Origin of the sequence: Pseudomonas sp. Irchel s3a18 (assembly GCF_900187535.1) — a bacterium.
GTDB lineage: Bacteria > Pseudomonadota > Gammaproteobacteria > Pseudomonadales > Pseudomonadaceae > Aquipseudomonas.
Map to the genome: position 1 here is coordinate 89,580 of NZ_FYDV01000016.1, position 23,243 is coordinate 112,822.

A 23,243-nucleotide genomic window follows, 5' to 3' on the forward strand; every position below is an offset into this window, starting at 1 on the left:
CAGGCATTCAGATAAAGCTCGGCGACCTGATTTGGGGCTGCACGCAGCCCAGCGCGAGCAAGCTCGCTCGCCACACCGATGTCCATTGACACACCGCGCCTTTCACCGGCGTTGCAACAACCCCCGCAGTCCCAAAACGGCCGGCACGCCCAAGCCGATCCAGCTCAAGCCGTCCCAGATGTCGTCCCCCAGCAGCGCTGAGAACAACCCCGCCGCGCTGAGCAGGGCGATGACGGTTGGCGTGGCGAAGACTTTCCAGAAGTTCGACTGCCTCGGTCTCATGCCGCGACCTCCGCTTCAACGGCCACCGGTTTTGCCGCTTTGCGCCGCACCAGCCACAGGTACAGGCCACTGATGAGGACAATGATGGTCAGTACGTCCAGCACGGCCCAGAGGATTTTCATCGGCATGCCGCCGTAGTCACCGAAATGCAGGGGTGAAGACATGCCCATGGCGTCCATGTACCACGGTCGTTCACCGATAGCAGTGACTTGCAGGGTGCTGGCGTCGATCAATACCGGGGTCAGCAGGTGCGAGGTCAGGTGGGTGCTGCCTTTCAGGAACACCGCATAGTGATGCTCGCTGGAGAAACGCGTGCCGGGGAAGGCGATGAAGTCGGGTTGCATGTCTGGTGCCGCTGCTTTGGCAATGTCGATCAGGCGGCTGGCGGGTGCCAGTTGGGTCAGCGGTGGGGCGCCGCGATAGGGTTCGATCATTGCGCCAAGGCTGTCGTTGCGCCAGGCGGCGATGATCAGGTCGGCGCAGGCGCTGATGACGCCGGTGACGCCCACCACTAGCGCCCAGGTCAGGGTCACGACGCCAATCAGGTTGTGCAGGTCGAGCCAACGCAAGCGGGTGGATTTGTTGTGGCGCACGGTGCCGAACTCCAGGCGGCGCATGAACGGCAGGTACAGCACGGTGCCAGAGACAATCGCCATCACGAACAGAATGCCCATGAACGCCAGCAGCAACTTGCCCGGCAGCCCGGCGAACATGTCCACATGCAGGCGCAGCATGACCATCATCAGCCCGCCGTTGGCCGACGGCATTTCCACGGCTTCGCCGGTGCGGGCGTCGAGCATGAAGGTGTGGGACGAATTGGGTTCAGTGCCAGCGGTCCTGGCCATGATGGCGACCACACCGTTGGGGTCTTCCTCATCCCAGCCAAAGTACTGCATGACCTCCCCGGGACGGTGGGCCTCGGCGGCACGTACCAGCTGCTGCAGGTCCAGGTGCGGGGTGTCGACCGGCATCTGCTTGAGTTCGGGGGCATCGCCCAGCAGGTGATCGATCTCGTGATGAAAGATCAGCGGCAGGCCGGTCAGGGCCAGCATCAGCAGGAATGCGGTACAGATCAGGCTGGTCCAGGTGTGGATAAAGGACCAGCGGCGGATGGTTTTGCTTTTCATCGGTCATCCAAATGCCAGAAGGGCCACCGGACGGGTGGCCCTTCAATCACGGTGTGCGGCTCAGAACTTGTAGTTGACGCTGGCCACGACGTTGCGTTCGTCGCCGTAGTAGCACCAGTAGCCATCACAGTTGGCCAGGTAGTCCTTGTCGAACAGGTTCTTGGCTTCGACGGCGACTGTGACCCCTTTCAGGGTGTTATCCAGGCGGCCGAGGTCGTAATGCACCGAGGCGTCATAGATGGTGTAGGAACTGACATGGGCCACATCGGTGTTGGTGGTGTTGCCATAGGTGTCGCCGACGTAGCGTACCCCGGCACCGACGCCGAAACCGTCGAGCGCACCGGCGTGCCAGGTGTAGTCGGCCCACAGCGTGGCCTGGTTTTCCGGGATCAGCGCCATCCGGTTGCCGACTTCGGCTTCCAGGCCCTTGCGGATTTCGGTGTCGGTGTAAGTGTAGGAGCCGATGACCTTGAGGTTGTCGGTGACTTCTGAAGTGGCTTCCAGCTCAAGGCCGCGAACCTGCAGTTCGCCGACCTGGCGGGTGATGCTGCCTTCGGTCACGCTCACGTTTTCCTGGCGCAGGTCGTAGACCGCGGCGGTCAGCAGGGTCTTGCTGCCCACCGGCTGGAACTTGACCCCGAGTTCGTACTGGCGGCCTTCGGTCGGCTCGAACGACTCGGTGGCGGAGACGGCGGCGCCGATGCTCGGCTGGAACGACTCGGTGTAGGAGACGTAAGGGGTCACGCCATTGTCGAACACATAGCTCAGGCCAATGTTGCTGGTGAAGGCCTTGTCGCGCTGGGTGTTGGTGACATTGTTGTTGTTATAGAAGGTGGTGCCGGTGTGGACCCAGTCTTCACGACCGCCGAGGGTCAGGCGCCAGTTATCCAGGGCCATCTGGTCCTGGATGTAGACGCCCGTCTGCTGGGTCTTCTGGTTGTAGTCTTGCATGGCGAAGTAGGTGACATTGGACATGTCGCCGCCGTAGATCGGGTTGTTGACGTTGATCGGCGGTACGCCCATGCCGTACAGCCACTGGTAGTTGGTGTTGGAGCGCTGGTGATCCAGGCCCAACAACAGGGTGTGGCCGATGGCACCGGTGCTGAAGTCGGCCTGGAAGTTGTTGTCGACCGCGAACTGGCTGATGTCCTCGTTGACGATGCCCGACTCGCGGTTGACGTTGCCTTCCTCGTCGACGGTGTTCATGGTGGCGACGTTCACTGCCTGGAATTCCAGGTCGCTCTTGGTGTAGCGCAGATTCTGACGGAATTGCCAGACGTCGTTCATGCGGTGTTCAAACGCATAACCCAGGGCGTAGTAGGTGCGGTCGTAGTAGTCCCAGTCTGGCTCGCCGAGGTTCTTGGAATGGGAAATATCCCCGGCCGGCGAGCCGAGCTTGGTGCCCTGCAGCGGCAGGAACTGGCCGGTGATGCCGGTATCGTCGCGGGTGTACTGGGAAATGAAGGTCAGGCTGGTGTCGTCATTGATGTTCCAGGTCAGGCTCGGCGCGATGTTGTAGCGCTTGTCCGGGATATGGTCGATCGGCGAGTTGCTGTCACGCACGACGCCGCTGACGCGGTAGAGAAACTGGCCTTCGTCATCGACCTTGCCGGTGCTGTCGAAGTTGATCTGTTTGTGTTCGTTACTGCCGGTCTGGGCTTCGATCTGGTGGGCGCTTTCGACCTGCGGACGACGGCTGACCATGTCGAGCATGCCGCCTGGCGGGGTTTGACCGTAGACCGAAGAGGCCGGGCCGCGCAGCACGGTGATGCGCTCCAGGTTCCAGGGTTCGATTTTCGGGTTGGCGAACGAGCCCTTGGGCAGCGGCAGGCCGTCGAGGAACTGGCTCGGGTCGAAGCCGCGCACGCGCAGCCAGTCGGCACGGGAGTCGGAGCCGTAGCCGCTGCTCTGTACGCCGGCGGTGTAACGCAGGGCGTCATTGAGGTTGAGCACCTGGCGGTCATCCAGTTGCTCGCGGGTGATCACGCTCATCGAGCGGGGGACTTCGACGATGGCGGTATCGGTCTTGGTCCCGGCTGCGGTGCGAGTGGCCACGAAACCGGCGGCCGGCCCCCAGGCGCTTTCGCTGTCTCCGACACCAATCACAGCGGTTTCCGGCAGGGCCAGCACGCCCTCGGGCACGGCCACCAGGCTGTAGGTGCCGGCGCTGCTTTGTTCCAGTTGCAGGCCGGTGCCACGCAGGGCCTGGTTCAGGGCGCCGGTGGCGTCGAACTGGCCGTTGACCGGCGACGAGGTTTTACCGGCGGCCAGCGACGGGTTCAGGCTCAGGGCCAGGCCGGCCTGGCTGGCGATCTGGTTCAGGGTGCTGGCCAATGGCGCGGCTGGCAGGTTGTAGGCGCGAACGCTGGACACCTGTTCGGCGGCGACCAGCACAGTGCTGGTCAACGGCACGCAGAAGGCAATCGCCATGGCCAACAGGCCGGGGCGCAACAAGGTGTCTAGCGAACGGGGCATACGGCGGCTCCTGAATGGAAATATTTCTCAATTGCCTATGAGCCGGATGAGATTGGAAAAGTGATAGGGCTGGATGAAAATAATTTCGATTCACGTAATGCCGAGCTACACATCAAGGGTGAAGGCTTGCACCCTGTGGCGAGGGAGCTTGCTCCCGCTGGGCCGCTCAGCGGCCCCTGTGCAGGTCACCCTGGCCCGCCAGATAAGCGCAGAGCCGGTTTACGGTCGCTTCGCAACCGAGCGGGAGCAAGCTCCCTCGCCACAAGGAGGAAATTGGCCACAGTGAATGGGGATTGGCTCAGGGTTTGGTATCGGCCTTTGCCACTACCGTCACCCACCACGCGGTGTGCTGCTCGATCTGTACCGGCAGGGTTGGCAGCAGGGCGGTCAATGCCAGGTCGGTGTTGTGCAGCGGGAAGCTGCCGGTGATGCGCAGGTCGGCGACCTCCGAGGCGACGCCGAGGTGGCCGGGACGGTAGCGGCCGAGTTCGCGGACCAGGTCTTCCAGGCGCGCGTTGTCGACCACCAGCATGCCCCGGGTCCAGGCGTCAGCCCCGGCGTTGAGTGCCGTTAGCGGGCCCAGGCCATCGCGGCGCATCAGCACTTGCTGGCCTTCCTGGAGGATTTTCTCCTCGGGGCTGGCGTCCACTCGTGCCGCCACGGCGGATTTCAGTACGCTCAAGCGCGTGCCTTCTTCCTCGTGCTTGACCAGGAACCGCGTGCCGAGCGCGCGCATTTGCCCATCCCGGGTTTCGACGATGAACGGACGTGCGTCGTTATGGCCGGTTTCGATGAGGATCTCGCCGTCCTGCAGGACGATTCGTCGCTGTTGCTCATCGAAGCGCACGTCCAGCGCACTGTGGGTGTTGAGGTTGATCACCGTGCCATCGGCCAGGCGCAGGGTGCGCTGCTCGCCCGTGGCGGTGCGCTGGTCGGCCAGCCAATAGCCGATGGGCAGGTACCGTTCGCCGGCAAACAGGCTCAGGCCAATCACCAGCATCACGCTGGCCACGCCGCTGCCCAGCTTGCGTACCCGACGTCGAATGCTGTCCCGCGACTGCATCAGGGCAGCGCGGGCCGGACCGCTGGCGACGCTGAAGCGTTGATCGAGCATGCCCAGTTGCTGCCAGGCGCGGGCGTGTTCTTCATCGGCCGCATGCCATCTGGCGAACGCTTCGCGCTCCACCGGACTGCCGCTACCGGCGTCGAGGGACAGTTGCCAGGCAATGGCAGCGTCGAGTACCCGCGCCGAGACCGGCCTTGAGTTGACCGGGTTCATACCGGTTCGCCGTACAGTGCCACATAGCACTGGCGAATGCCTTGGGCCAGGTATTGCCGGACCCGTGGAACGGACACCCCCAGGCGCTCGGCGATGTCGGCATGGCCAAGCCCGTCGAGGCGGTTATAGAGGAAGGCGGCGCGGGCTTTGCTCGAGAGCTTGCCGAGCAGGTGGTCGATGGCCTTGAGGTCGTCGAGGATCAGTTGCTGTTCTTCCACGGAGGGTTGTTCGGCTTCGGGAATCAGCATCAATTCGGTGAGGTAGGCCTGTTCCAGCGCGGCACGGCGGAAATGGTCGAACAACAGGCCTTTGGCGATGGCCACCAGAAACGCCCGGGGTTCACGGGGTTCCTTGAGCTCTTCACGACCGAGCAGGCGGACAAAGGTGTCCTGGCTCAGGTCTTCGGCCTTCGATGGACAGGCGACACTGCGCCGTAGCCAGGCCAATAGCCAGCCACGATGGTCGCGATACAACGCACCAACGAGCTCACTGTGAGGGCTTTGGACTGACGACAAGGGGCTTCACCGAATAAACGTTTAAACTAACGAGAATTATTCGCGATTGTGTCAGAGGCCAAGGCCCGGCGCAATTGGCGTTGGTCGGGTAACCTCGGTGAGTGTGCATGTTCCGTCGCGAGGGCGCTTGCTCCCGCTGGGGTGCAAAGCGCCCCTAATGTGCGATCGAGGTTCACCTAAAACGATTGGCGCTGCTGCCGGCGTTTCCACTGGCTCAAGCGCTGTTGCAGATTCAGCGGGCTGTGAATCTCCTGGGCCCGTGCCCGGCTGAACAGGATCAACGCCAGTTCGGCGGTGGCCATGGCATCGGCGCTGGCGTTGTGGCGCTCGAAGATTTGCAGCTTGAACCAGTCGATCCAGTCATCCAGCCCGGCTTCGCGGATGTGCGCTTGCGGGCAGAGCAAGGGGGCCATGTCGGCCACATCCAGGAACGGATGCTGCAAGCGGTAGCCCAGGCTGTCCTTCAGGGCGCGGCCGAGCATGTGCTGATCGAACGGTGCGTGGAACGCCAGCAGCGGGCTGTCGCCGACGAACGCCATGAAATCCAGCAAGGCCTCCCGCGGGTCGCAGCCCGCGGCAATCGCACTCGGCCCCAGGCCGTGCAGCAACACACTGGGCCCGAGCTTGTGGTCGTTGCGCTGCAAGGTGCGCTCGAACTGCTGGCTGAAATCGATCGCGCCGTCCTCGATGACCACGGCACCGATCGACAGCACCACATCTTTGTTCAGGTTCAACCCGGTGGTTTCCAGGTCCACCACTACCCAGCGTTGCTCACGCAGGCTGCAGTCGTGGAGTATCGGGGCGTCGGGCAACTGCTCCAGCTGTCGTTGCTGTTCGGTGGACAGCGTCGGGCCGGCAGGGCGCAGCCAGGAGAACAGGCTCATAGCTGGTACCTCAGGCTCAGGCTGGTTTGCAGGCGCTGGGCCTGGCGCAGGGATTCACGCAGGATGCGCCGGTCCAGGTGATTCAGGCTGTCCGGATCGACCCGGTTGGAATAGGGCAGGTTCTCGCGGGTCTGTCGTTGATGTTGCTGCATGCGGGTTTGCTGGATGAAGTGGTAGGCCTCCTCATAGGCGGCGCCGTCCAGCGGATCGATGACTTCCTTGGCCACCAGTTGGCGGAAGCGTTCCTGGGTATTGCTGGTTTCAATCCCGTTCGCCAGGGCCAGCAGGCGGGCGCCGTCGACAAAGGGGGTCAGGCCCTGAACCTTGAGGTCGAGGGTGGCCTTTTCGCCGTTCTTCTTCGCCAGCACGAACTCGCGCAAACGTCCCACCGGCGGACGCTGGCGCAAGGCGTTCTCGGCCATCATGCGCTGAAACAACCGGTTGTCGGCGACCTGGTCGAGAATCCCGCGGCGCAATTGCTCGCAGCTGTGTTCGTTGCCCCAGACCACGCGCAGGTCGAAGTAGATGCTCGAGCCCAGCAGGTTTTCCGGTGTCGCTTCGCGAATGAACGCCGCGAAACGTCGCGCCCATTCGGCACGGGACAAGCACAGCTCGGGGTTGCCGGCCATGATGTTGCCCTTGCACAGGGTAAAGCCGCACAGCGCCAGGCTCTGGTTGACCTGATGGGCGATGGGCAGCAGCTTGCCGCGGATCTCGGCGGCATGGGCCGCGTCGCGGGCTTCGAACAGCAGGCCGTTGTCCTGATCGGTGTGCAGGGTCTGCTCGCGACGGCCTTCGCTGCCGAAACACAGCCAGCTGAACGGGATGCCGGGGTCGCCCTTGTCGGCCAGCGTCAGTTCGATGACCCGGCACACGGTGTGATCGTTGAGCAGGGTGATGATGTGGGTGATCTGGCTCGAGGACGCACCGTGGGCAAGCATGCGCTCGACCAGTTGGCCAATTTCACCGCGCATGGCCACCAGGTGCTCCACCCGTGGCGCATTGCGGATGGTGCGCGCCAGATGCACCAGGTCCACGCGTTGCAGGGAAAACAGGTCACGCTCGGACACCACGCCACACAGCCGTTGATCCTTGACCAGGCAAACGTGGGCGATATGCCGCTCGGTCATGGCGATGGCGGCGTCAAAGGCGCTGTGGTCCGGTGTCAGGTAGAACGGCGCGTGGGTCATGTGCTGTTCAATGGGGTGGTCAAAGTCACGGATACCGTCGGCCACCACATGACGTAAATCGCGCAAGGTGAAGATTCCCAGCGGGACTTTGTGCTCATCGACCACCACGATGCTGCCGACCTGTTGCTCGTGCATGAGTGTCACGGCGACCCGCAGCGGGGTGGTCGGGCCGCAAGTCACCGGGTGACGCATGGCCAGCTCGCCGAGGCGAGTGTTGAGCGAGTACTGGGTGCCGAGGGTTTCCACGGCTTTTTGCTGGACTTGCTGGTTGACCTGGTCCAGCAGGCTGCTGACCCCGCGCAGGGCGAAGTCACGGAAGGTGCCGGACAGGGCGAACAGTTTGATGAAGGCCGGTTTGTTCAGTTGCAGGCAGAAAGTGTCTTCGGCGGCCAGGTGTTCGGTACGGGTTGCGCGCTCACCGAGCAGTGCGGCAAGGGGGAAACATTCGCCGGTGGTGATCTCGAAGGTGGTTTCAGTACCCCCCTTGGCCGTGTGCGGGCGTTCGCCCACCACGCGGCCCTGTTTGACGATGTAAAAATGCTCGATCGGGCCATCGGCGGGCTTGATAATGCTGTCACCCGGGCCGTAGAAGCGCAGTTGGCACTGCTCCACCAGGTAGGCCAAGTGTGCGTATTCCATTTGATTGAACGGCGGGAACCGCTGCAGGAACTGCAAGGTGCCCTGGATGTTCTGCAACACTGCCGTCTTCCCGGCTTCAGTGAAGGCGTCCGTTTTATTCATAACCATGACCGCAGACTTTTTCGATTTGTTGTTGTCGGAGTGTCAGCCATGGTCGGCCCCCGCGCGCCGAGTGCCCATTGGACGTAAGTCTAGGGGGCAACGCACGAGGCGTTGTTGTGTAAATACCCTAAGCTATAAGTGCGTAAACCGTGTGCTAGTGGCGTGGGAAGTTACCCGACGAAGCGCACATTCGAGCTCTGCTTAGCGATGTCCGACCATGGTGCTAGGGGAATGATCTGATTATGTAGAGAGACCTATGTCCGACCACGATATTTTGAGCGATGCCGAGCGTGAAGCGCTGAGTGCCATCATGCTTGAGCCGAATTTGCCCTCAGCGCCGGTACTCATTGTCGATGACGACAAGGATGCGCGAGAGCTGCTTGCGGAAATTTTTACCCAGGGCGGCATTCGGTGCATGACCGCGGGCAGTGGTGAAGCGGCGCTTGAACTGTTGCAGGCGACCCCTTCGATCGGACTGATGATTACCGACCTGCGAATGGGGAAAATCGACGGTCTGGAGCTGATTCGACGGGTTCGCGGGTCAGTGGGGGTGGCATTGCCGGTCATCATCGTCTCCGGTGACGCGGATGTGAAGGACGCGATTGCTGCCATGCATTTGAGTGTGGTGGACTTTCTGCTCAAGCCGATCGATGCCAAACAGTTGTTGGCGGTTGTCCGGCGTGAGTTGGGAGTGGAGTCTTAGTGCGGGCCTTGTGGCCAATGATTACGTAGCCGGCCTGCAAACGAAAAAGCCCTGATCGGTCGATCAGGGCTTTTTCATGTTCGACGCGGGTGCTTACTCAAAGGCCATTGGCGGCCTTGAACTCGCGGCGGCGACGGTGCAGGACCGGCTCGGTGTAGCCGTTTGGCTGTTTAGTCCCTTCGATTACCAGTTCGACGGCCGCTTGGAAGGCAATATTGCTGTCGAAGTCCGGTGCCAGCGGGCGATACAGCGGGTCGCTGGCGTTCTGGCGGTCAACCACTGGCGCCATGCGCTTGAGGCTTTCCATGACCTGATCCTGGGTCACGATGCCATGGCGCAGCCAGTTGGCGATGTGCTGGCTGGAGATACGCAGTGTCGCACGGTCTTCCATCAGGCCGACGTCATTGATGTCCGGCACTTTCGAGCAACCTACGCCCTGGTCGATCCAGCGCACCACGTAACCGAGAATGCCCTGGGCATTGTTGTCCAGTTCGTTCTTGGTCTGTTCGGCGGTCCACTGCGGGTTCACCGCCAGCGGGATGGTCAGGATGTCGTCCACCGAGGCGCGAGCGCGCTTGGCCAGTTCGGCCTGGCGGGCGAACACGTCAACCTTGTGGTAATGCAGCGCGTGCAGCGCGGCCGCGGTCGGCGATGGCACCCAGGCGGTGTTGGCGCCGGCCAGAGGGTGAGCGACTTTCTGCTCGAGCATGGCGGCCATCAGGTCAGGCATGGCCCACATGCCTTTACCGATTTGCGCGCGACCTTGCAGGCCGGTGCTCAGACCGATATCGACGTTCCAGTTCTCATAGGCACCGATCCATTTCTCAGCCTTCATGTCGGCCTTGCGCACCATCGGGCCGGCTTCCATGGAGGTGTGGATTTCATCGCCCGTGCGGTCGAGGAAGCCGGTGTTGATGAACACGACACGCTCGCTCGCCGCCTTGATGCAGGCCTTGAGGTTGATCGTGGTGCGCCGCTCTTCGTCCATGATGCCGACTTTGAGAGTGTTGCGCGGCAGGCCCAACACGTCTTCGATGCGACCGAACAGCTCGTTGGTGAACGCCGCTTCTTCCGGGCCATGCATCTTCGGCTTCACGATATAGATGGAGCCGGTGCGGGTGTTTTTGCGCGTGGTATTGCCGTTCAGGTTGTGCATCGCTGCCAGGCAAGTGACCAGGCCATCGAGGATGCCTTCCGGCACTTCGTTGCCGTCTTTGTCGAGGATCGCGTCGATGGTCATCAGGTGACCGACGTTGCGCACGAACAACAACGAGCGACCGTGCAGGGTCACTTCATCGCCGTTGACGGTGGTGTAGCTGCGGTCAGGGTTCATGGTGCGGGTAAAGGTCTGGCCACCCTTGGCGACTTCTTCCGACAGGTCGCCCTTCATCAGGCCCAACCAGTTGCGGTAGATCACGACCTTGTCATCGGCATCGACGGCGGCGACGGAGTCTTCGCAGTCCATGATGGTGGTTAGCGCTGCTTCCATCAGGATGTCTTTGACGCTGGCGGCATCGGTCTGGCCGACCGGGGTGTTGGCGTCAATCTGGATTTCGAAATGCAGGCCGTTGTGTTTCAACAGGATCGCGATCGGAGCTGCCGCATCACCCTGGAAGCCGATCAGTTGCGCGTCATTGCGCAGGCCGCTGTTGCTGCCGCCCTTAAGGGAGACCACCAGCTTGCCGTCAACAATCTTGTAGCCGGTGGAATCGACGTGGGAGCCGGCCGCCAATGGCGCCGCTTCGTCGAGGAAGGCACGGGCGAACGCGATGACCTTGTCGCCGCGAACCTTGTTGTAGCCTTTGCCTTTTTGCGCGCCATCTGCTTCGCTGATGGCATCGGTGCCGTAGAGCGCGTCGTACAGCGAACCCCAGCGGGCGTTCGAAGCGTTGAGGGCGAAGCGGGCGTTCATCACCGGCACCACCAGTTGCGGGCCGGCCATGCGGGCGATTTCGTCATCGACGTTTTGCGTCGTGGCCTGGAAATCGGCCGCTTCTGGCAGCAGATAACCGATGTCTTGCAGGAAGGCTTTGTAGGCTTGCGCGTCATGCGCAACACCCGCACGAGACTGGTGCCAGGCATCGATACGCGCCTGGAAGTCGTCGCGTTTGGCGAGTAGGGCTTTGTTCTTCGGAGCCAGGTCGTGAATGACCTTGTCGGCACCGGCCCAGAACTTATCGGCGGTGAGGCCGGTACCGGGAATGGCTTCGTTGTTCACGAAGTCGAACAGGACTTTGGCGACCTGCAGGCCACCGACTTGAACGTGTTCAGTCATTGCTTGCCTCACTCTGCTCAGCTATTTCGCTTTTCAGCTCTTCAATTTGACAATGAAGCCTCTGGCCATTTAAACCACAAACCCCTCCACCAGTACATGCCATCGCTGGCGGCTGGGTGGGACCAATCAACGGCTTGGGGCCTTGCTGACGGGGCTTTCAGGGTTGCGAGCTTGCCTGCGGCGGACATCGATCCAACGTTATGTAGTGCGCGCTGCGGCATACTACATGATGAATTGCGGTTGTGAAAATCAGACTAATTACGTCGTTCTGCGACCCCGTGACGCATTGCAGTCACGTCGGGGAACTGGATGTTCTCAAAAAACCATTAGGTTGTTCCAGATAAATCTAAAAACTTGTACACAATTGGTTGTTTTCAGGCTCGTCAATGATGGCCTGTTTGCCAATGGAGCCAGTGGCAGATGCGCTGATTTCGCATCTGCCCAAGGTACTGATTAACCCTTGCCTATACTTGCTCTTCCAGAACAAAAGTCATGACAAGAGGGCTGCGCCATGGACCACCTCGTACTTACCGTTTTCGCTCCAGACAAGCCCGGCCAGGTCGAGCGTATCGCCCAGTGCATCGCCGAGCATGGCGGCAACTGGCTGGAGAGTCGCATGTCGCGCATGGCCGGGCAGTTTGCCGGGATCCTGCGGGTGGGCGTGCCAGCCGAGGCCTACGACGAGCTGGTGGACGCCCTGCAAGGGTTGTCGGCACAAGGGATCCGGGTGTTGATTGCCGAGAGCAGTATCGAACAGTCCTGCACCTGGAAGCCGATCGCCATGGAGCTGGTGGGCAATGACCGGCCGGGGATCGTGCGTGATATCACCCGCTTGCTCAGTGAACAGGGGGTCAGTCTGGAGCGCCTGGTCACCGAAGTGCGGCCGGCGCCGATGAGCAGCGAACCGTTGTTTCACGCTGAAGCGATCCTTGCGGTGCCGTTGACCCTGTCGCTGGACGTGCTGCAGTCGCGGCTGGAAACCCTCGCCGATGACCTGATGGTGGAGTTGGTATTGCGCAGCGAAACGTAACGCGTCGAAGTTATTCAGGTAAAACCTGCACCCGCCTGTGGATAACCTGTAGAGATCGCCCGCTGGCCCAGGCGGGCCGCGGCTCTTCGGTAATTGATCAAAAAATCAGCAGTTTCAAGGGCTTGTGCACAAACGGCGGGGATCACGTTGTGGATAACCTTGGGAAGGATGCTTGCAGGCCACGTCGGCTGTGGCCTGCAAGGATTTGTGCGTTTTTTGATCAGCTGCGGCGGCGCAAACTCAACCAGGCGTCGACGCTGTACACCGCCAGGCCGGCCCAGATGAACATGAAAGCCACCAGGGTGCTGGACGACAGGTGTTCACCGAACAGCAACACGGCTTGCAGCAGCACCAGGGTCGGTGCCAGGTACTGCAGGAAGCCCAGGGTGGTGTAGGGCAGGTGCCGTGCGGCGGCGTTGAAGCAGACCAGCGGCACCAGCGTGACCGGACCTGCGGCCACCAGCCACCAGGCTTCGGAGGTGGTCCAGAACTCGGCCTGGGCGCTGCTGGCGGTCGGGTTGAAGAGCAGCCAGGCCAGCGCAATCGGTACCAGCATCCAGGTTTCCACCACCAGGCCGGGCAAGGCCTTGACTGGCGCCTGTTTGCGGATCAGCCCGTAAAAGCCGAAGGTCAGTGCCAGCGCCAGCGATACCCACGGCAGGCTACCGACTTGCCAGACTTGCTGCGCGACCCCGGCCGCTGCGAGCCCGACGGCAATCCACTGCATGCGTCGCAGGCGTTCGCCCAGGATCAACATGCCCAGCAGCACGTTGACCAGCGGGTTGATGTAGTAACCGAGACTGGCTTCGAGCATGCGCCCGTTGTTCACCGACCAGACGTAGGTCAGCCAGTTGGCCGCGATAAGTGTGCCGCTCAGGGCCAGGACCGCCAGGCGGCGCGGGTTTTCCCGCAGTTCACGCCACCAGCCGGGGTGTTTCCAGACCATCAACAGCAAAGCGCCGAACAGTGCCGACCAGAGCACGCGATGGATAATGATCTCCACGGCGGGCACGGCGGCGATGGCTTTGAAGTAGAGCGGGAACAATCCCCAGATGATGTAGGCGCTCAGGCCCAAGATGTACCCGCGACGCGGGTTGGCGGCTTGCATGCAAAGTCCTTGCTTAGGCAGCTAACAAAGTGGTGATTGTAAGGAGATTTGTCAGGCTGTGTCCTGCCCAAATGGGTTGGGCAATTGTGAACGCCAGTGGGAGCGAGCCGGGCGGCGCTCCCACAGGCGTTCAGGGTGAATCAGAACAATTTCAACGGCTCTTCATTCAGCGCCGCCAGCTGTTCACGCAACGCCAGCACCTGGTCGCCCCAGTAACGCTCCGTACCGAACCACGGGAAGCTGCGGGGGAACGCCGGGTCATCCCAACGCCGGGCCAGCCAGGCGCTGTAGTGCATCAGGCGCAGGGCGCGCAGGGGTTCGATCAGCGCCAGTTCGCGCGGGTCGAAGTCGTGGAATTCACTGTAGCCGTCCATCAGCTCCGACAGTTGGCCGAGGCACTCCTGGCGATCACCGGCGAGCATCATCCACAGGTCCTGGACGGCAGGGCCCATGCGGCAGTCGTCGAGGTCGACGATGTGGAACATCTCATCGCGGCACATCATGTTGCCGGGATGGCAGTCGCCGTGCATGCGGATAATTTGATGCGGGGTGTCCTGGTAGACCTCTTCCACACGCTTGAGCAGGTCGCGAGCCACTGATTCGTAGGCCGGCAGCAAACTGCGTGGTACGAAATTGCCCTCGAGCAGGGTGGTCAGCGAATCATGCCCAAAGTTCTTCACTCCCAGTGCTTCGCGGTGCTCGAAGGGGCGGGTAGCGCCCACGGCATGCAGGCGGCCGAGCAATTGGCCAAGGCGATAGAGCTGATCGAGATTGCCCGGCTCCGGCGCACGGCCGCCGCGACGGGGGAACAGGGTGAAGCGGAAGCCCGCGTGTTCGAACAGGCTTTCGCCGTTGTGGATCAGCGGTGCGACCACCGGGACTTCGCATTCGGCCAGCTCAAAGGTGAAGCGGTGTTCTTCGAGGATGGCGTCGTTGGTCCAGCGCTGCGGGCGGTAGAACTTGGCGATCAGTGGCTCGCCATCTTCGATGCCGACCTGATACACGCGGTTTTCGTAGCTGTTGAGTGCCAGGACGCGGGCGTCGCTGAGAAAGCCGATGCTTTCAACGGCATCGAGCACCAGATCGGGGGTGAGTGTTTCAAACGGGTGAGACATGCTGACTCCTGCGCGCAGCAGGCTGCCGCGTCCGGCCAAGCATGGTAGCGCAGACGGAGAGGCTTTAGTGGGATCGTTCCTCACGCGTGGCAAAGGCATGCAGCCAGGGAAGCTGCGCGTCGCAAAAGCAGATGCAGAGCGTCCGGTGAGTCATTCCCACGCAGAGCGTGGGAACAATCCAATGCACAGGCTTCGCAGGAACGAGGCTACCCGCGACGAGGCCCTGTCAGGCGCCGACGATCCCGCCGTCTTCACGGCGGATGGCCATCACCGACGAACGCGGCTTGCCGTTGGGCAGGTGCTCGGGGAAGGTCGAGCCGCCGTTTTCACCGGGGTGCTGGATACCGACAAACAAGGTTTTCTGATCCGGCGAGAAGGTGATGCCCGTCACTTCGCAACCGACCGGGCCGACCATGAAGCGGCGGATTTCGCCAGTCGCAGGGTCCGCGCACAGCATCTGGTTGTTGCCCATGCCCGCGAAGTCCCCGGCGTTGCTGGAGTCACCGTCGGTGAGGATCCACAAGCGACCAGCCTTGTCGAAGCCCAGGCCGTCCGGGCTGTTGAACATGTTTTGCGGGGTGATGTTCGACGAACCGGCCTTCGGCGTACCGGCGTGGACGCCGGGGTTGCCGGCCACGACGAACAGGTCCCAGGCAAAGGTCAGCGAGGCGTGGTCGTCGCGATCGGTGCGCCAGCGCAGAATCTGCCCGTAGAGGTTTTTCTCCCGCGGGTTCGGCCCGCCCACCGGCTGGCCTTCTTCACCGCGCTTGGCGTTGTTGGTCAGGGTGCAATAGACCTGGCCGTCGGCGGGGCTGACGACGATCCACTCGGGGCGGTCCATGCGCGTGGCGCCGACCACACTGGCCGCCAGCCGCGCATGAATCAACACCTGGGCCTGGTCGGCGAAGCCGCTGCTGGCGTCGATGCCATTCTTGCCATGAGTCAGTTCGACCCACTGACCCTGGCCCTTGGGGTGATCAGGGTTGCTGTCGCCGGCATCAAAACGGGCGACGTACAGCGTGCCGTGGTCCAGCAGGTCGTGGTTGGCCTTGGGGTTTTTGTGATCGATCCTGTCGCGGCTGATGAATTTGTAGATGAACTCGCCGCGCTCGTCATCGCCCATGTACACCACGGCACGACCGTCATGGGTTTCGGCCAGGGCCGCGTTTTCGTGTTTGAAGCGGCCCAGGGCGGTGCGCTTGACCGGGGTCGACTGCGGATCGAACGGGTCGATTTCCACCACCCAGCCGTGACGGTTGAGTTCGTTGGGGTTTTTCGCCAGGTCGAAGCGCGGGTCGTGCTGATGCCAGTTAATCTCTTTGCTGGTCGCCACGACGCCATAGCGCTTTTGCGCGGCATCGAATGCCTGTTGCGGGTTGCTGCTGCCAAAGCAGTCGGTGAAGTTCTCTTCACAGGTCAGGTAAGTGCCCCATGGCGTCTTGCCATTGGCGCAGTTCTGGAACGTCCCCAGGACCTTCTCACCCTTGGGGTCGGCGCTGGTCTTGAGCAGCTCATGACCGGCTGCCGGGCCGCCGACACGAATCGGTGCGTTGCCGTGAATCCGGCGGTTGTAGCGCGAGCCTTGGACAAAGTGCCATTGACCGTCCTTGCGCTGCACCTCGATCACCGACACGCCTTCGCAGGCCAGGGCCTTGCGCACTTCTTCAGCCGACTGCGGCATGCCGCCGTGGGGGTAGAGGTAGCGATAGTTGGTGTATTCGTTGTTGATGGCCATCAGTGCGCGGTTGTCGTCGTCCGGGAAGGCGAACAGGCTCATGCCGTCGTTGTTATCGCCAAACTGGACTTCCTGCGCTTCGGCGCTGCCTTGGCCGCTGGGGTCGAAGGCCGGGCCGTTTTTCTGTAGTGGCTGGCCCCAACTGATCAATACCGATGAGGTGTAGCCGGATGGCAGCGTGATGGTGTCGCTGGTGGCGGCGGCAATGCTGTCAAAGCCCAGCAGTTTGCTCGACGCGGCGCTGACACTGGCCGCCAGTACGCTACGGCTCAGCAGGTTGCCGCCCAGAAACATCGCAGCGCCGCACAGCGCACCGGCACTGATGAAACCACGGCGGCTGAGGCCGACTATTTTTTCGAGGTCGGTGGCTTGGTTTTCTTCTAATAGGTTCACGTCAGGCTCCCTGCTGGTTTTGGCAGACACCTTAAGGGGCGTTGATGACACAAATGTTGCAGTGTGCGATCAGCGTTTAGCCGCGCTCACGAAAAGCCTGGCCGTGCCGGTTACAGCGGTGTGCCGAGCAAGACATTGGAGGGAGAGAACTGTACCTGAACGGCTTTGTCGACCTTCAGCCCCAGGGTTGCGAGGTGCAGCGGCTCGGCGAGTGCACAGAGTGTCTGGCCGTTGGGCAGAGTGATTCGCACCTCACTGGGGCCGTCTTCGGCATCGAGAATCTGCTTGATGATTCCGCTCAGGCAATTGTGTCCGGGGATAGAAGGTTGTTCGATGGCGAGCAACTGCAGCCAGCCCGCCTTGATCAAGGCCACCACTTCGGTGCCGGTTTGCAGGTCCAGCCGCTGGGTGCTGTCGTGGGTGATCTGTGCATGCAAGGTCAACCCTTGCGCCAGCGTCAGCGTGATCAGATCGTTGCGCCCTTGAGCGTCGATGCCGGCGACTTTGCCGTGGAGTTGGTTGCGCGCACTGGTACGCAGCATCAGCCGCCCCAGCAGATCGAGGTCGCTGGCCTCTTCCGCAGCCTCCAGCACCTGGGCCTGCAAGGCTTGCAGGCGCTGGTACAGGCGCAACACCCGCTCGCCTTCACTCGTCAGCCGGGCACCACCACCGCCCTTGCCGCCGACGCTACGTTCCACTAGTGGCTTTTGCGCCAGGTTGTTCAACTCGTCGATCGCATCCCAAGCGGCTTTGTAGCTCAGCCCGGCGCTTTTTGCGGCACGGGTGATCGAGCCTTGTTCGGCGATGTGTTGCAGCAAGGCAATGCGTTGCGGACGGCGGACAATGTGCTGGGACAACAAGGTGGGCAAGGACATGATGTGCGCTGCGAACGGTAATGATGGTGTCGACGTTGGCGGCTTGGCGCATGGGAGTCAAGCCAGCTCTCCGGGTTTTGCCGTGCGTGCCAGGCAATAGACGTCAACCCGCGCTGCACCCGCCTTGCGCAGCAGTTGCGCAAGGCTGTGTGCAGTGGCGCCGGTGGTCAGTACGTCATCGACCAGCGCCAGATGGCGACCGTTGACCGCGGCGCCGGCCATCAGCGCGAAGGCGTTGCGCAAGTTCTGTTTGCGGGCCCTGGCGTCCAGGTCCTGCTGCGCGGTGGTGTTCTGGGGGCGTATCAACAGTGTTTCATCCATTGGGATGTGCAGGTAGTCGCTGAGCCAGCGGGCGAGCATCGCCGCTTGATTGAATCCGCGTTCGCGCAGGCGTTTACGGGCCAGGGGCACGGGCACCAGCGCATCAGGGAGTTTGAGGCCTTCATTGAAACGATGTTGCAGGGATTGAGCGAGAATTTCGCCCAGCAAGCGGCCAAATGGCCATTTTTCGCTGTGTTTGAAGCGGGTGATCAAGGTGTCCACCGGGAAGCCGTAGACCCAGGGTGCGATGACCTGCTCGAAGGCTGGCGGAGCCCGCAAACACTGGCCGCAGGTGAGGTCGGCCATGGGCAGCGGCAGGGCGCAGACCTGGCAATGATCGCCCAGCCAGGGCAGTTCGGTTTCGCAGGGTATGCAGAGGGGGTGGCAGGCGTCGGTAGGCTCGTCGCAGAGCAAGCAGGCCTGTTTGTTTTTTAACCAGATGTAAACCGGCTTTCCGTGGCGTGGTTGACAGTGCATGCGTCTTCCTTAAATATGCTGAAACGTCCGTGTCACGTCTGTGAGATCTCCGTTGTTCCAGACGTGTATCAAGCATAAGAAAGGAAATGAGCCGATGAGCGCCAGCATCACCGCCAAATTGCGTCACGATTGGTCTTTGGCCGAAGTTAAAGCGCTGTTCGTTCAGCCTTTCAATGACCTGTTGTTCCAGGCGCAGACGGTGCACCGTGCGCATTTCGATGCCAACCGGGTCCAGGTATCGACCTTGCTGTCGATCAAGACCGGTGCTTGCCCGGAAGATTGCAAATATTGTCCGCAGTCCGGTCACTACAACACCGGTCTGGAAAAAGAAAAGCTGATGGAAGTGCAGAAGGTCCTCGAAGAGGCCGCTCGCGCCAAGGCCATCGGTTCGACCCGCTTCTGCATGGGCGCGGCCTGGAAGCACCCGTCGGCCAAAGACATGCCCTACGTGCTGAAGATGGTTGAAGGCGTGAAGGCCATGGGCCTGGAAACCTGCATGACCCTCGGTCGCCTGGATCAGGACCAGACCGAAGCCCTGGCCAAGGCCGGCCTGGACTACTACAACCACAACCTCGACACCTCCCCTGAGTTCTACGGCAGCATCATCACTACCCGGACCTACAGCGAGCGCCTGCAAACCCTGGCTTACGTTCGTGAGTCGGGGATGAAGATCTGCTCCGGCGGTATCCTGGGCATGGGCGAGTCATTGGACGACCGAGCGAACCTGCTGATCCAGTTGGCCAACCTGCCGGAGCATCCGGAGTCGGTGCCGATCAACATGCTGGTGAAAGTCGCCGGTACTCCCCTGGAAAATGCCGACGACGTCGACCCGTTCGACTTCATCCGCATGCTCGCGGTGGCCCGTATCCTGATGCCGCAATCCCACGTGCGCCTCTCGGCTGGCCGTGAAGCCATGAACGAGCAGATGCAGGCCCTGGCGTTCTTCGCCGGCGCCAACTCGATTTTCTACGGCGAAAAACTGCTGACCACCGCCAACCCGCAAGCGGACAAGGACATGCAGCTGTTCTCACGCCTGGGGATCCTGCCTGAAGCCCGCGAAGAACACGCCGATGAAGTGCATCAGGCGGCGATCGAGCAAGCGCTGGTCGAACAGAAAAGCAGCGAGCAGTTCTACAACGCCGCTGTTTGATCGTCTGGAATGCACAACCTTTGTAGGAGCGAGCTGGCTCGCGATGAACGTTAACGATAACGCGTGTTTTCTGGGTAAGCGCGTTGCTCTTGAGTTCATCGCGAGCGCGCTCGCTCCTACAGGGATCGCGTTCATTTGATTTATGTGATCTGACACTCGAGGCCTGCATGTCTTTCGATCTCGCTGCGCGCCTTGCTGCCCGTCGTGCCGAAAACCTCTATCGCCATCGCCCGCTGCTCGAAAGCCCCCAGGGCCCGGAAGTGGTGGTTGACGGCCAGCCGTTGCTGGCGTTCTGTAACAACGATTACCTGGGCCTGGCCAATCACCCGCAAGTGATCGAAGCCTGGCGCGCCGGCGCGGCCCGTTGGGGTGTCGGCGGTGGTGCATCGCACCTGGTGATCGGTCACAGCAGCCCACACCACGCCCTTGAAGAAGCCTTGGCGGACTTGACCGGTCGCCCGCGGGCGTTGCTGTTCACCACCGGCTACATGGCCAACCTCGGTGCGGTCACCGCGCTGGTCGGGCAGGGCGATACCGTGCTTGAGGACCGGCTCAATCACGCCTCGTTGCTCGATGCCGGGTTGTTGTCGGGTGCGCGTTTCAATCGCTACCTGCATAACGACGCCGAGAGCCTGGCCAAGCGTCTGGAAAAGGCCACCGGCAATACGCTGGTGGTGACAGACGGGGTGTTCAGCATGGACGGGGATATCGCCAATCTGCCAGCGCTGGCCCGGGAGGCCAAGGCCAAGGGCGCATGGCTGATGGTCGATGATGCTCATGGCTTCGGCCCATTGGGTGCCCATGGCGCTGGCATCGTCGAGCATTTCGGCTTGAGCCTGGAGGACGTGCCGGTGCTGGTCGGCACCCTGGGCAAGGCATTCGGCACGGCGGGGGCGTTTGTCGCCGGCAGTGATGATCTGATCGAGAGCCTGATCCAGTTCGCCCGGCCGTACATCTACACCACCAGTCAGCCACCGGCGCTGGCCTGTGCGACGCTGAAAAGCCTGGAGCTGCTGCGCAGCGAGCATTGGCGGCGCGAGCATTTGAAGGTGCTGATTGCCCAGTTCCGCAAAGGCGCCGAGCAGATCGGCCTTGAGTTGATGGACAGCGCCACGCCGATCCAGCCGATCATGATCGGCGACGCCGGTCGGGCCGTGCGCTTTTCTCAGATGCTGCGCGAGCGTGGCCTGATGGTGACGGCGATTCGTCCACCGACCGTGCCCGCCGGCAGTGCCCGTTTGCGCGTGACCCTCACGGCGGCCCACAGCGAGGCGCAGGTCCAGCTATTGTTAGAGGGACTGGCCGATTGTGTTCAGCAACTGGGAGCGGTGTCGAACCATGCGTGATCGACTGATTCTGTTGCCCGGTTGGGGGCTCGGTGTTTCGCCACTGGAACCACTGGCGGCTGCGTTGCAGGGGCTGGACGAACATCTGCGGGTCGAGATCGAGCCGCTGCCGGAGCTTGAATCGAGCGACCTTGAAGAATGGCTGGATGAGCTCGATTCCAGCGTGCCGCAAGATGCCTGGCTCGGTGGCTGGTCGCTGGGCGGGATGCTGGCTGCCGAGCTGGCGGCGCGACGCGGCGAACGTTGTTGCGGTTTGCTGACGCTGGCGAGCAATCCTTCATTCGTGGCCCACCCCCAATGGGCGAGCGCGATGCCGGGAGAAACCTTCGACGGGTTTCTGGCCGGATGCCGTGCCGATCCACGCACCACCCTCAAGCGCTTCAGTCTGCTCTGCGCCCAAGGCGCTGAAGACCCACGCGGGCTGTCACGGTTATTACTGGGCGGTGCGCCGAACACCTCGCCACAGGTGCTGATGAGCGGGCTGGAACTGCTCGCACAGCTGGACACCCGGCAAGCCTTGCAAGCCTTTCGCGGGCCACAGTTGCATCTGTTCGCCGGCCTCGATGGGCTGGTGCCGGCCGAAGCTGCCGGTGAACTGCTGGCGCTGCTTCCCGATGTCGAAATTGGTCTGATTGAACAGGCCAGTCACGCGTTTCTTCTGGAGGACCCCCACGGTGTGGCGGGGGCCATCCAGGCTTTTTTGCATGAGTGCGGTGATGACTGATTTGTCTATTCCCAACTTGCCCGGCGGTTTGCCGGACAAGCGCCAGGTCGCGGCGTCCTTTTCCCGGGCTGCGGCCAGTTACGACAGCGTTGCCGAGTTGCAGCGCACGGTGGGCAGTCAGCTGCTGGCACGCTTGCCCGCGGATTGCTCGCCAGCGCGCTGGCTGGATCTGGGCTGCGGCACCGGGTATTTCAGTCGCGCGCTGGGGCAACGCTTCACCACAGCCGAAGGGCTGGCACTGGACATTGCCGAAGGCATGCTCAATCACGCCCGGCCCTTGGGCGGTGCGAGCCATTTCATCGCTGGCGATGCCGAGCGTTTGCCGCTGCAGGACGCCAGCTGTGACCTGTTGTTTTCCAGCCTGGCGGTGCAGTGGTGCGCCGATTTCAGGTCGGTGCTGAGCGAGGCCAATCGTGTACTCAGGCCCGGCGGTGTACTGGCGTTCGCCAGCTTGTGCGTGGGAACCCTGTATGAGCTGCGTGACAGTTGGCGTCAGGTGGATGGCCTGGTGCACGTCAACCGTTTCCGGGAGTTCAGTACCTATCAACAGTTGTGCGCGGACAGCGGCCTCAAGGTCTTGAGCCTGCAAAGCCGTCCCCATGTGCTGCACTATCCTGATGTGCGCAGCCTGACCCATGAACTGAAAGCCTTGGGCGCGCACAATCTTAATCCGGGTCGGCCCGGCGGGCTGACAGGCCGGGCGCGGATCAAGGGATTGATCGATGCCTATGAGCAGTTTCGTCAGGCGCAAGGACTCCCCGCGACTTACCAGGTGGTCTACGCCGTGTTGGAGAAACCTTGATGAGCGCAGCCTATTTCATTACCGGCACCGATACCGATGTCGGCAAGACCACCATTGCCGCCGGCCTGTTGCAGGCAGCGCGGTCGGCCGGATTGAGTACGGCGGCTGGAAAACCCGTGGCGTCGGGCTGCGATGTGACGCCAAAAGGGCTGCGCAACGCCGACGCTCTGGCACTACTGGACCAATGCTCGGTGCCGCTGACCTATGCCGAAGTCAACCCGATGGCCTTTGAACCGGCCATCGCCCCCCATCTGGCGGCGCGGGAATCGGGGGTTGCGCTGACGGTTCAGTCGTTGCTGGTGCCTATGCGCCACATCCTGGGCAAGCAGGCCGACTTCACCTTGATTGAAGGCGCAGGTGGCTGGCGGGTGCCATTGGCGGACCAGGACAACCTGTCGGACCTGGCGATGGCGCTCGGTCTGCCGGTGATCCTGGTGGTCGGCGTGCGGCTGGGCTGCATCAACCACGCGTTGTTGACCGCCGAGGCGATTGCCCGGGACGGTTTGCAACTGGCCGGCTGGGTGGCCAACATCATTGAGCCCAGGACATCCCGGCTGGAAGAAAACCTGGCGACCCTGGCCGAGCGGCTGCCCGCGCCGTGCCTGGGCAAAGTACCGAAACTCAAGGTGGTCACCGCGCAAGCCGTGGCCGAGTACCTTGAACTGGATTTGCTGGACTAGGCTTTGCCTATGACAA

Annotated in this window: 20 protein-coding genes; 7 read left to right on the plus strand and 13 right to left on the minus strand. The window is 62.1% G+C overall.

Annotated elements, in window-relative coordinates:
* Positions 1-102: 102 nt before the first annotated feature.
* The 7 genes from CKW29_RS20170 to CKW29_RS20200 all read right to left on the minus strand — a co-directional run bounded on the left by CKW29_RS20170 (position 103) and on the right by CKW29_RS20200 (position 8,499).
* Positions 103-282 carry a hypothetical protein gene (locus CKW29_RS20170; protein ID WP_095081362.1) on the minus strand — a complete coding sequence of 60 codons (180 nt, stop codon included), beginning with the start codon at positions 280-282 and terminating at the stop codon, positions 103-105.
* Positions 279-1,409 (minus strand): PepSY domain-containing protein, encoded by a 1,131-nt coding sequence (locus CKW29_RS20175; RefSeq protein WP_095147183.1) that lies wholly within the window; start codon positions 1,407-1,409, stop codon positions 279-281. The genes CKW29_RS20170 and CKW29_RS20175 overlap by 4 nt, the downstream gene beginning before the upstream one ends.
* 60 nt (positions 1,410-1,469) lie before the next feature.
* A complete protein-coding gene (locus tag CKW29_RS20180; protein WP_095148958.1) occupies positions 1,470-3,884 on the minus strand; it encodes a TonB-dependent siderophore receptor in 2,415 nt (804 codons plus the stop codon).
* A gap of 298 nt (positions 3,885-4,182) precedes the next feature.
* Positions 4,183-5,163 (minus strand): FecR domain-containing protein, encoded by a 981-nt coding sequence (locus CKW29_RS20185; protein WP_095148959.1) that lies wholly within the window; start codon positions 5,161-5,163, stop codon positions 4,183-4,185.
* Positions 5,160-5,678 carry an RNA polymerase sigma factor gene (locus CKW29_RS20190; RefSeq protein WP_095147180.1) on the minus strand — a complete coding sequence of 173 codons (519 nt, stop codon included), beginning with the start codon at positions 5,676-5,678 and terminating at the stop codon, positions 5,160-5,162. Before CKW29_RS20190 ends, CKW29_RS20185 begins: the two co-directional genes overlap by 4 nt.
* Before the next feature lie 176 nt (positions 5,679-5,854).
* Entirely contained in the window at positions 5,855-6,562 is a 708-nt protein-coding gene (locus CKW29_RS20195) for a PolC-type DNA polymerase III (protein WP_095148960.1), read from the minus strand.
* Positions 6,559-8,499 (minus strand): putative nucleotidyltransferase substrate binding domain-containing protein, encoded by a 1,941-nt coding sequence (locus tag CKW29_RS20200; protein ID WP_095148961.1) that lies wholly within the window; start codon positions 8,497-8,499, stop codon positions 6,559-6,561. Before CKW29_RS20200 ends, CKW29_RS20195 begins: the two co-directional genes overlap by 4 nt.
* Before the next feature lie 250 nt (positions 8,500-8,749).
* On the opposite strand from CKW29_RS20200, the gene CKW29_RS20205 reads away from it, so the two are divergent.
* On the plus strand, positions 8,750-9,196 hold the full coding sequence (locus tag CKW29_RS20205) for a response regulator (protein WP_095148962.1): 447 nt from the start codon (positions 8,750-8,752) through the stop codon (positions 9,194-9,196).
* Between the two features lie 97 nt (positions 9,197-9,293).
* Here the strand turns inward: CKW29_RS20205 and CKW29_RS20210 are convergent, their stop codons facing one another.
* Positions 9,294-11,471, minus strand: coding sequence for a malate synthase G (locus CKW29_RS20210; RefSeq protein ID WP_095148963.1), 2,178 nt, complete (start codon positions 11,469-11,471; stop codon positions 9,294-9,296).
* Positions 11,472-11,982: 511 nt separating this feature from the next.
* On the opposite strand from CKW29_RS20210, the gene CKW29_RS20215 reads away from it, so the two are divergent.
* The gene (locus CKW29_RS20215; RefSeq protein WP_095147175.1) at positions 11,983-12,501 is read left to right on the plus strand and encodes a glycine cleavage system protein R; all 519 of its coding nucleotides are present in this window, start codon (positions 11,983-11,985) and stop codon (positions 12,499-12,501) included.
* A gap of 220 nt (positions 12,502-12,721) precedes the next feature.
* Here CKW29_RS20215 and rarD read toward each other — a convergent pair whose 3' ends face one another.
* The 5 genes from rarD to CKW29_RS20240 form a co-directional block, all read right to left on the minus strand.
* Positions 12,722-13,609 (minus strand): EamA family transporter RarD, encoded by an 888-nt coding sequence (gene rarD / locus CKW29_RS20220; protein ID WP_095148964.1) that lies wholly within the window; start codon positions 13,607-13,609, stop codon positions 12,722-12,724.
* 140 nt (positions 13,610-13,749) lie between these two features.
* Entirely contained in the window at positions 13,750-14,724 is a 975-nt protein-coding gene (locus CKW29_RS20225; protein WP_095148965.1) for a serine/threonine protein kinase, read from the minus strand.
* A 226-nt stretch (positions 14,725-14,950) separates the two neighbouring features.
* Entirely contained in the window at positions 14,951-16,852 is a 1,902-nt protein-coding gene (locus tag CKW29_RS20230; protein ID WP_095148966.1) for a PhoX family phosphatase, read from the minus strand.
* A 110-nt stretch (positions 16,853-16,962) separates the two neighbouring features.
* Positions 16,963-17,727, minus strand: a complete 765-nt coding sequence (locus CKW29_RS20235; protein WP_095147171.1) for a TOBE domain-containing protein — start codon at positions 17,725-17,727, stop codon at positions 16,963-16,965.
* A gap of 57 nt (positions 17,728-17,784) precedes the next feature.
* Entirely contained in the window at positions 17,785-18,525 is a 741-nt protein-coding gene (locus tag CKW29_RS20240) for a ComF family protein (RefSeq protein ID WP_095147170.1), read from the minus strand.
* A 94-nt stretch (positions 18,526-18,619) separates the two neighbouring features.
* On the opposite strand from CKW29_RS20240, the gene bioB reads away from it, so the two are divergent.
* From bioB to bioD, 5 genes are all read left to right on the plus strand, one after another.
* The gene (gene bioB / locus CKW29_RS20245; RefSeq protein WP_095147169.1) at positions 18,620-19,675 is read left to right on the plus strand and encodes a biotin synthase BioB; all 1,056 of its coding nucleotides are present in this window, start codon (positions 18,620-18,622) and stop codon (positions 19,673-19,675) included.
* A 167-nt stretch (positions 19,676-19,842) separates the two neighbouring features.
* Positions 19,843-21,021: an 8-amino-7-oxononanoate synthase gene (gene bioF / locus CKW29_RS20250; RefSeq protein WP_095148967.1), complete on the plus strand. Its 1,179-nt coding sequence runs from the start codon at positions 19,843-19,845 to the stop codon at positions 21,019-21,021.
* Entirely contained in the window at positions 21,014-21,745 is a 732-nt protein-coding gene (locus tag CKW29_RS20255; RefSeq protein WP_095148968.1) for an alpha/beta fold hydrolase, read from the plus strand. Before bioF ends, CKW29_RS20255 begins: the two co-directional genes overlap by 8 nt.
* A complete protein-coding gene (gene bioC / locus CKW29_RS20260; RefSeq protein WP_095148969.1) occupies positions 21,738-22,547 on the plus strand; it encodes a malonyl-ACP O-methyltransferase BioC in 810 nt (269 codons plus the stop codon). The genes CKW29_RS20255 and bioC overlap by 8 nt, the downstream gene beginning before the upstream one ends.
* Positions 22,547-23,227: a dethiobiotin synthase gene (bioD, locus tag CKW29_RS20265; RefSeq protein ID WP_095147165.1), complete on the plus strand. Its 681-nt coding sequence runs from the start codon at positions 22,547-22,549 to the stop codon at positions 23,225-23,227. Before bioC ends, bioD begins: the two co-directional genes overlap by 1 nt.
* Positions 23,228-23,243 lie beyond the last annotated feature (16 nt).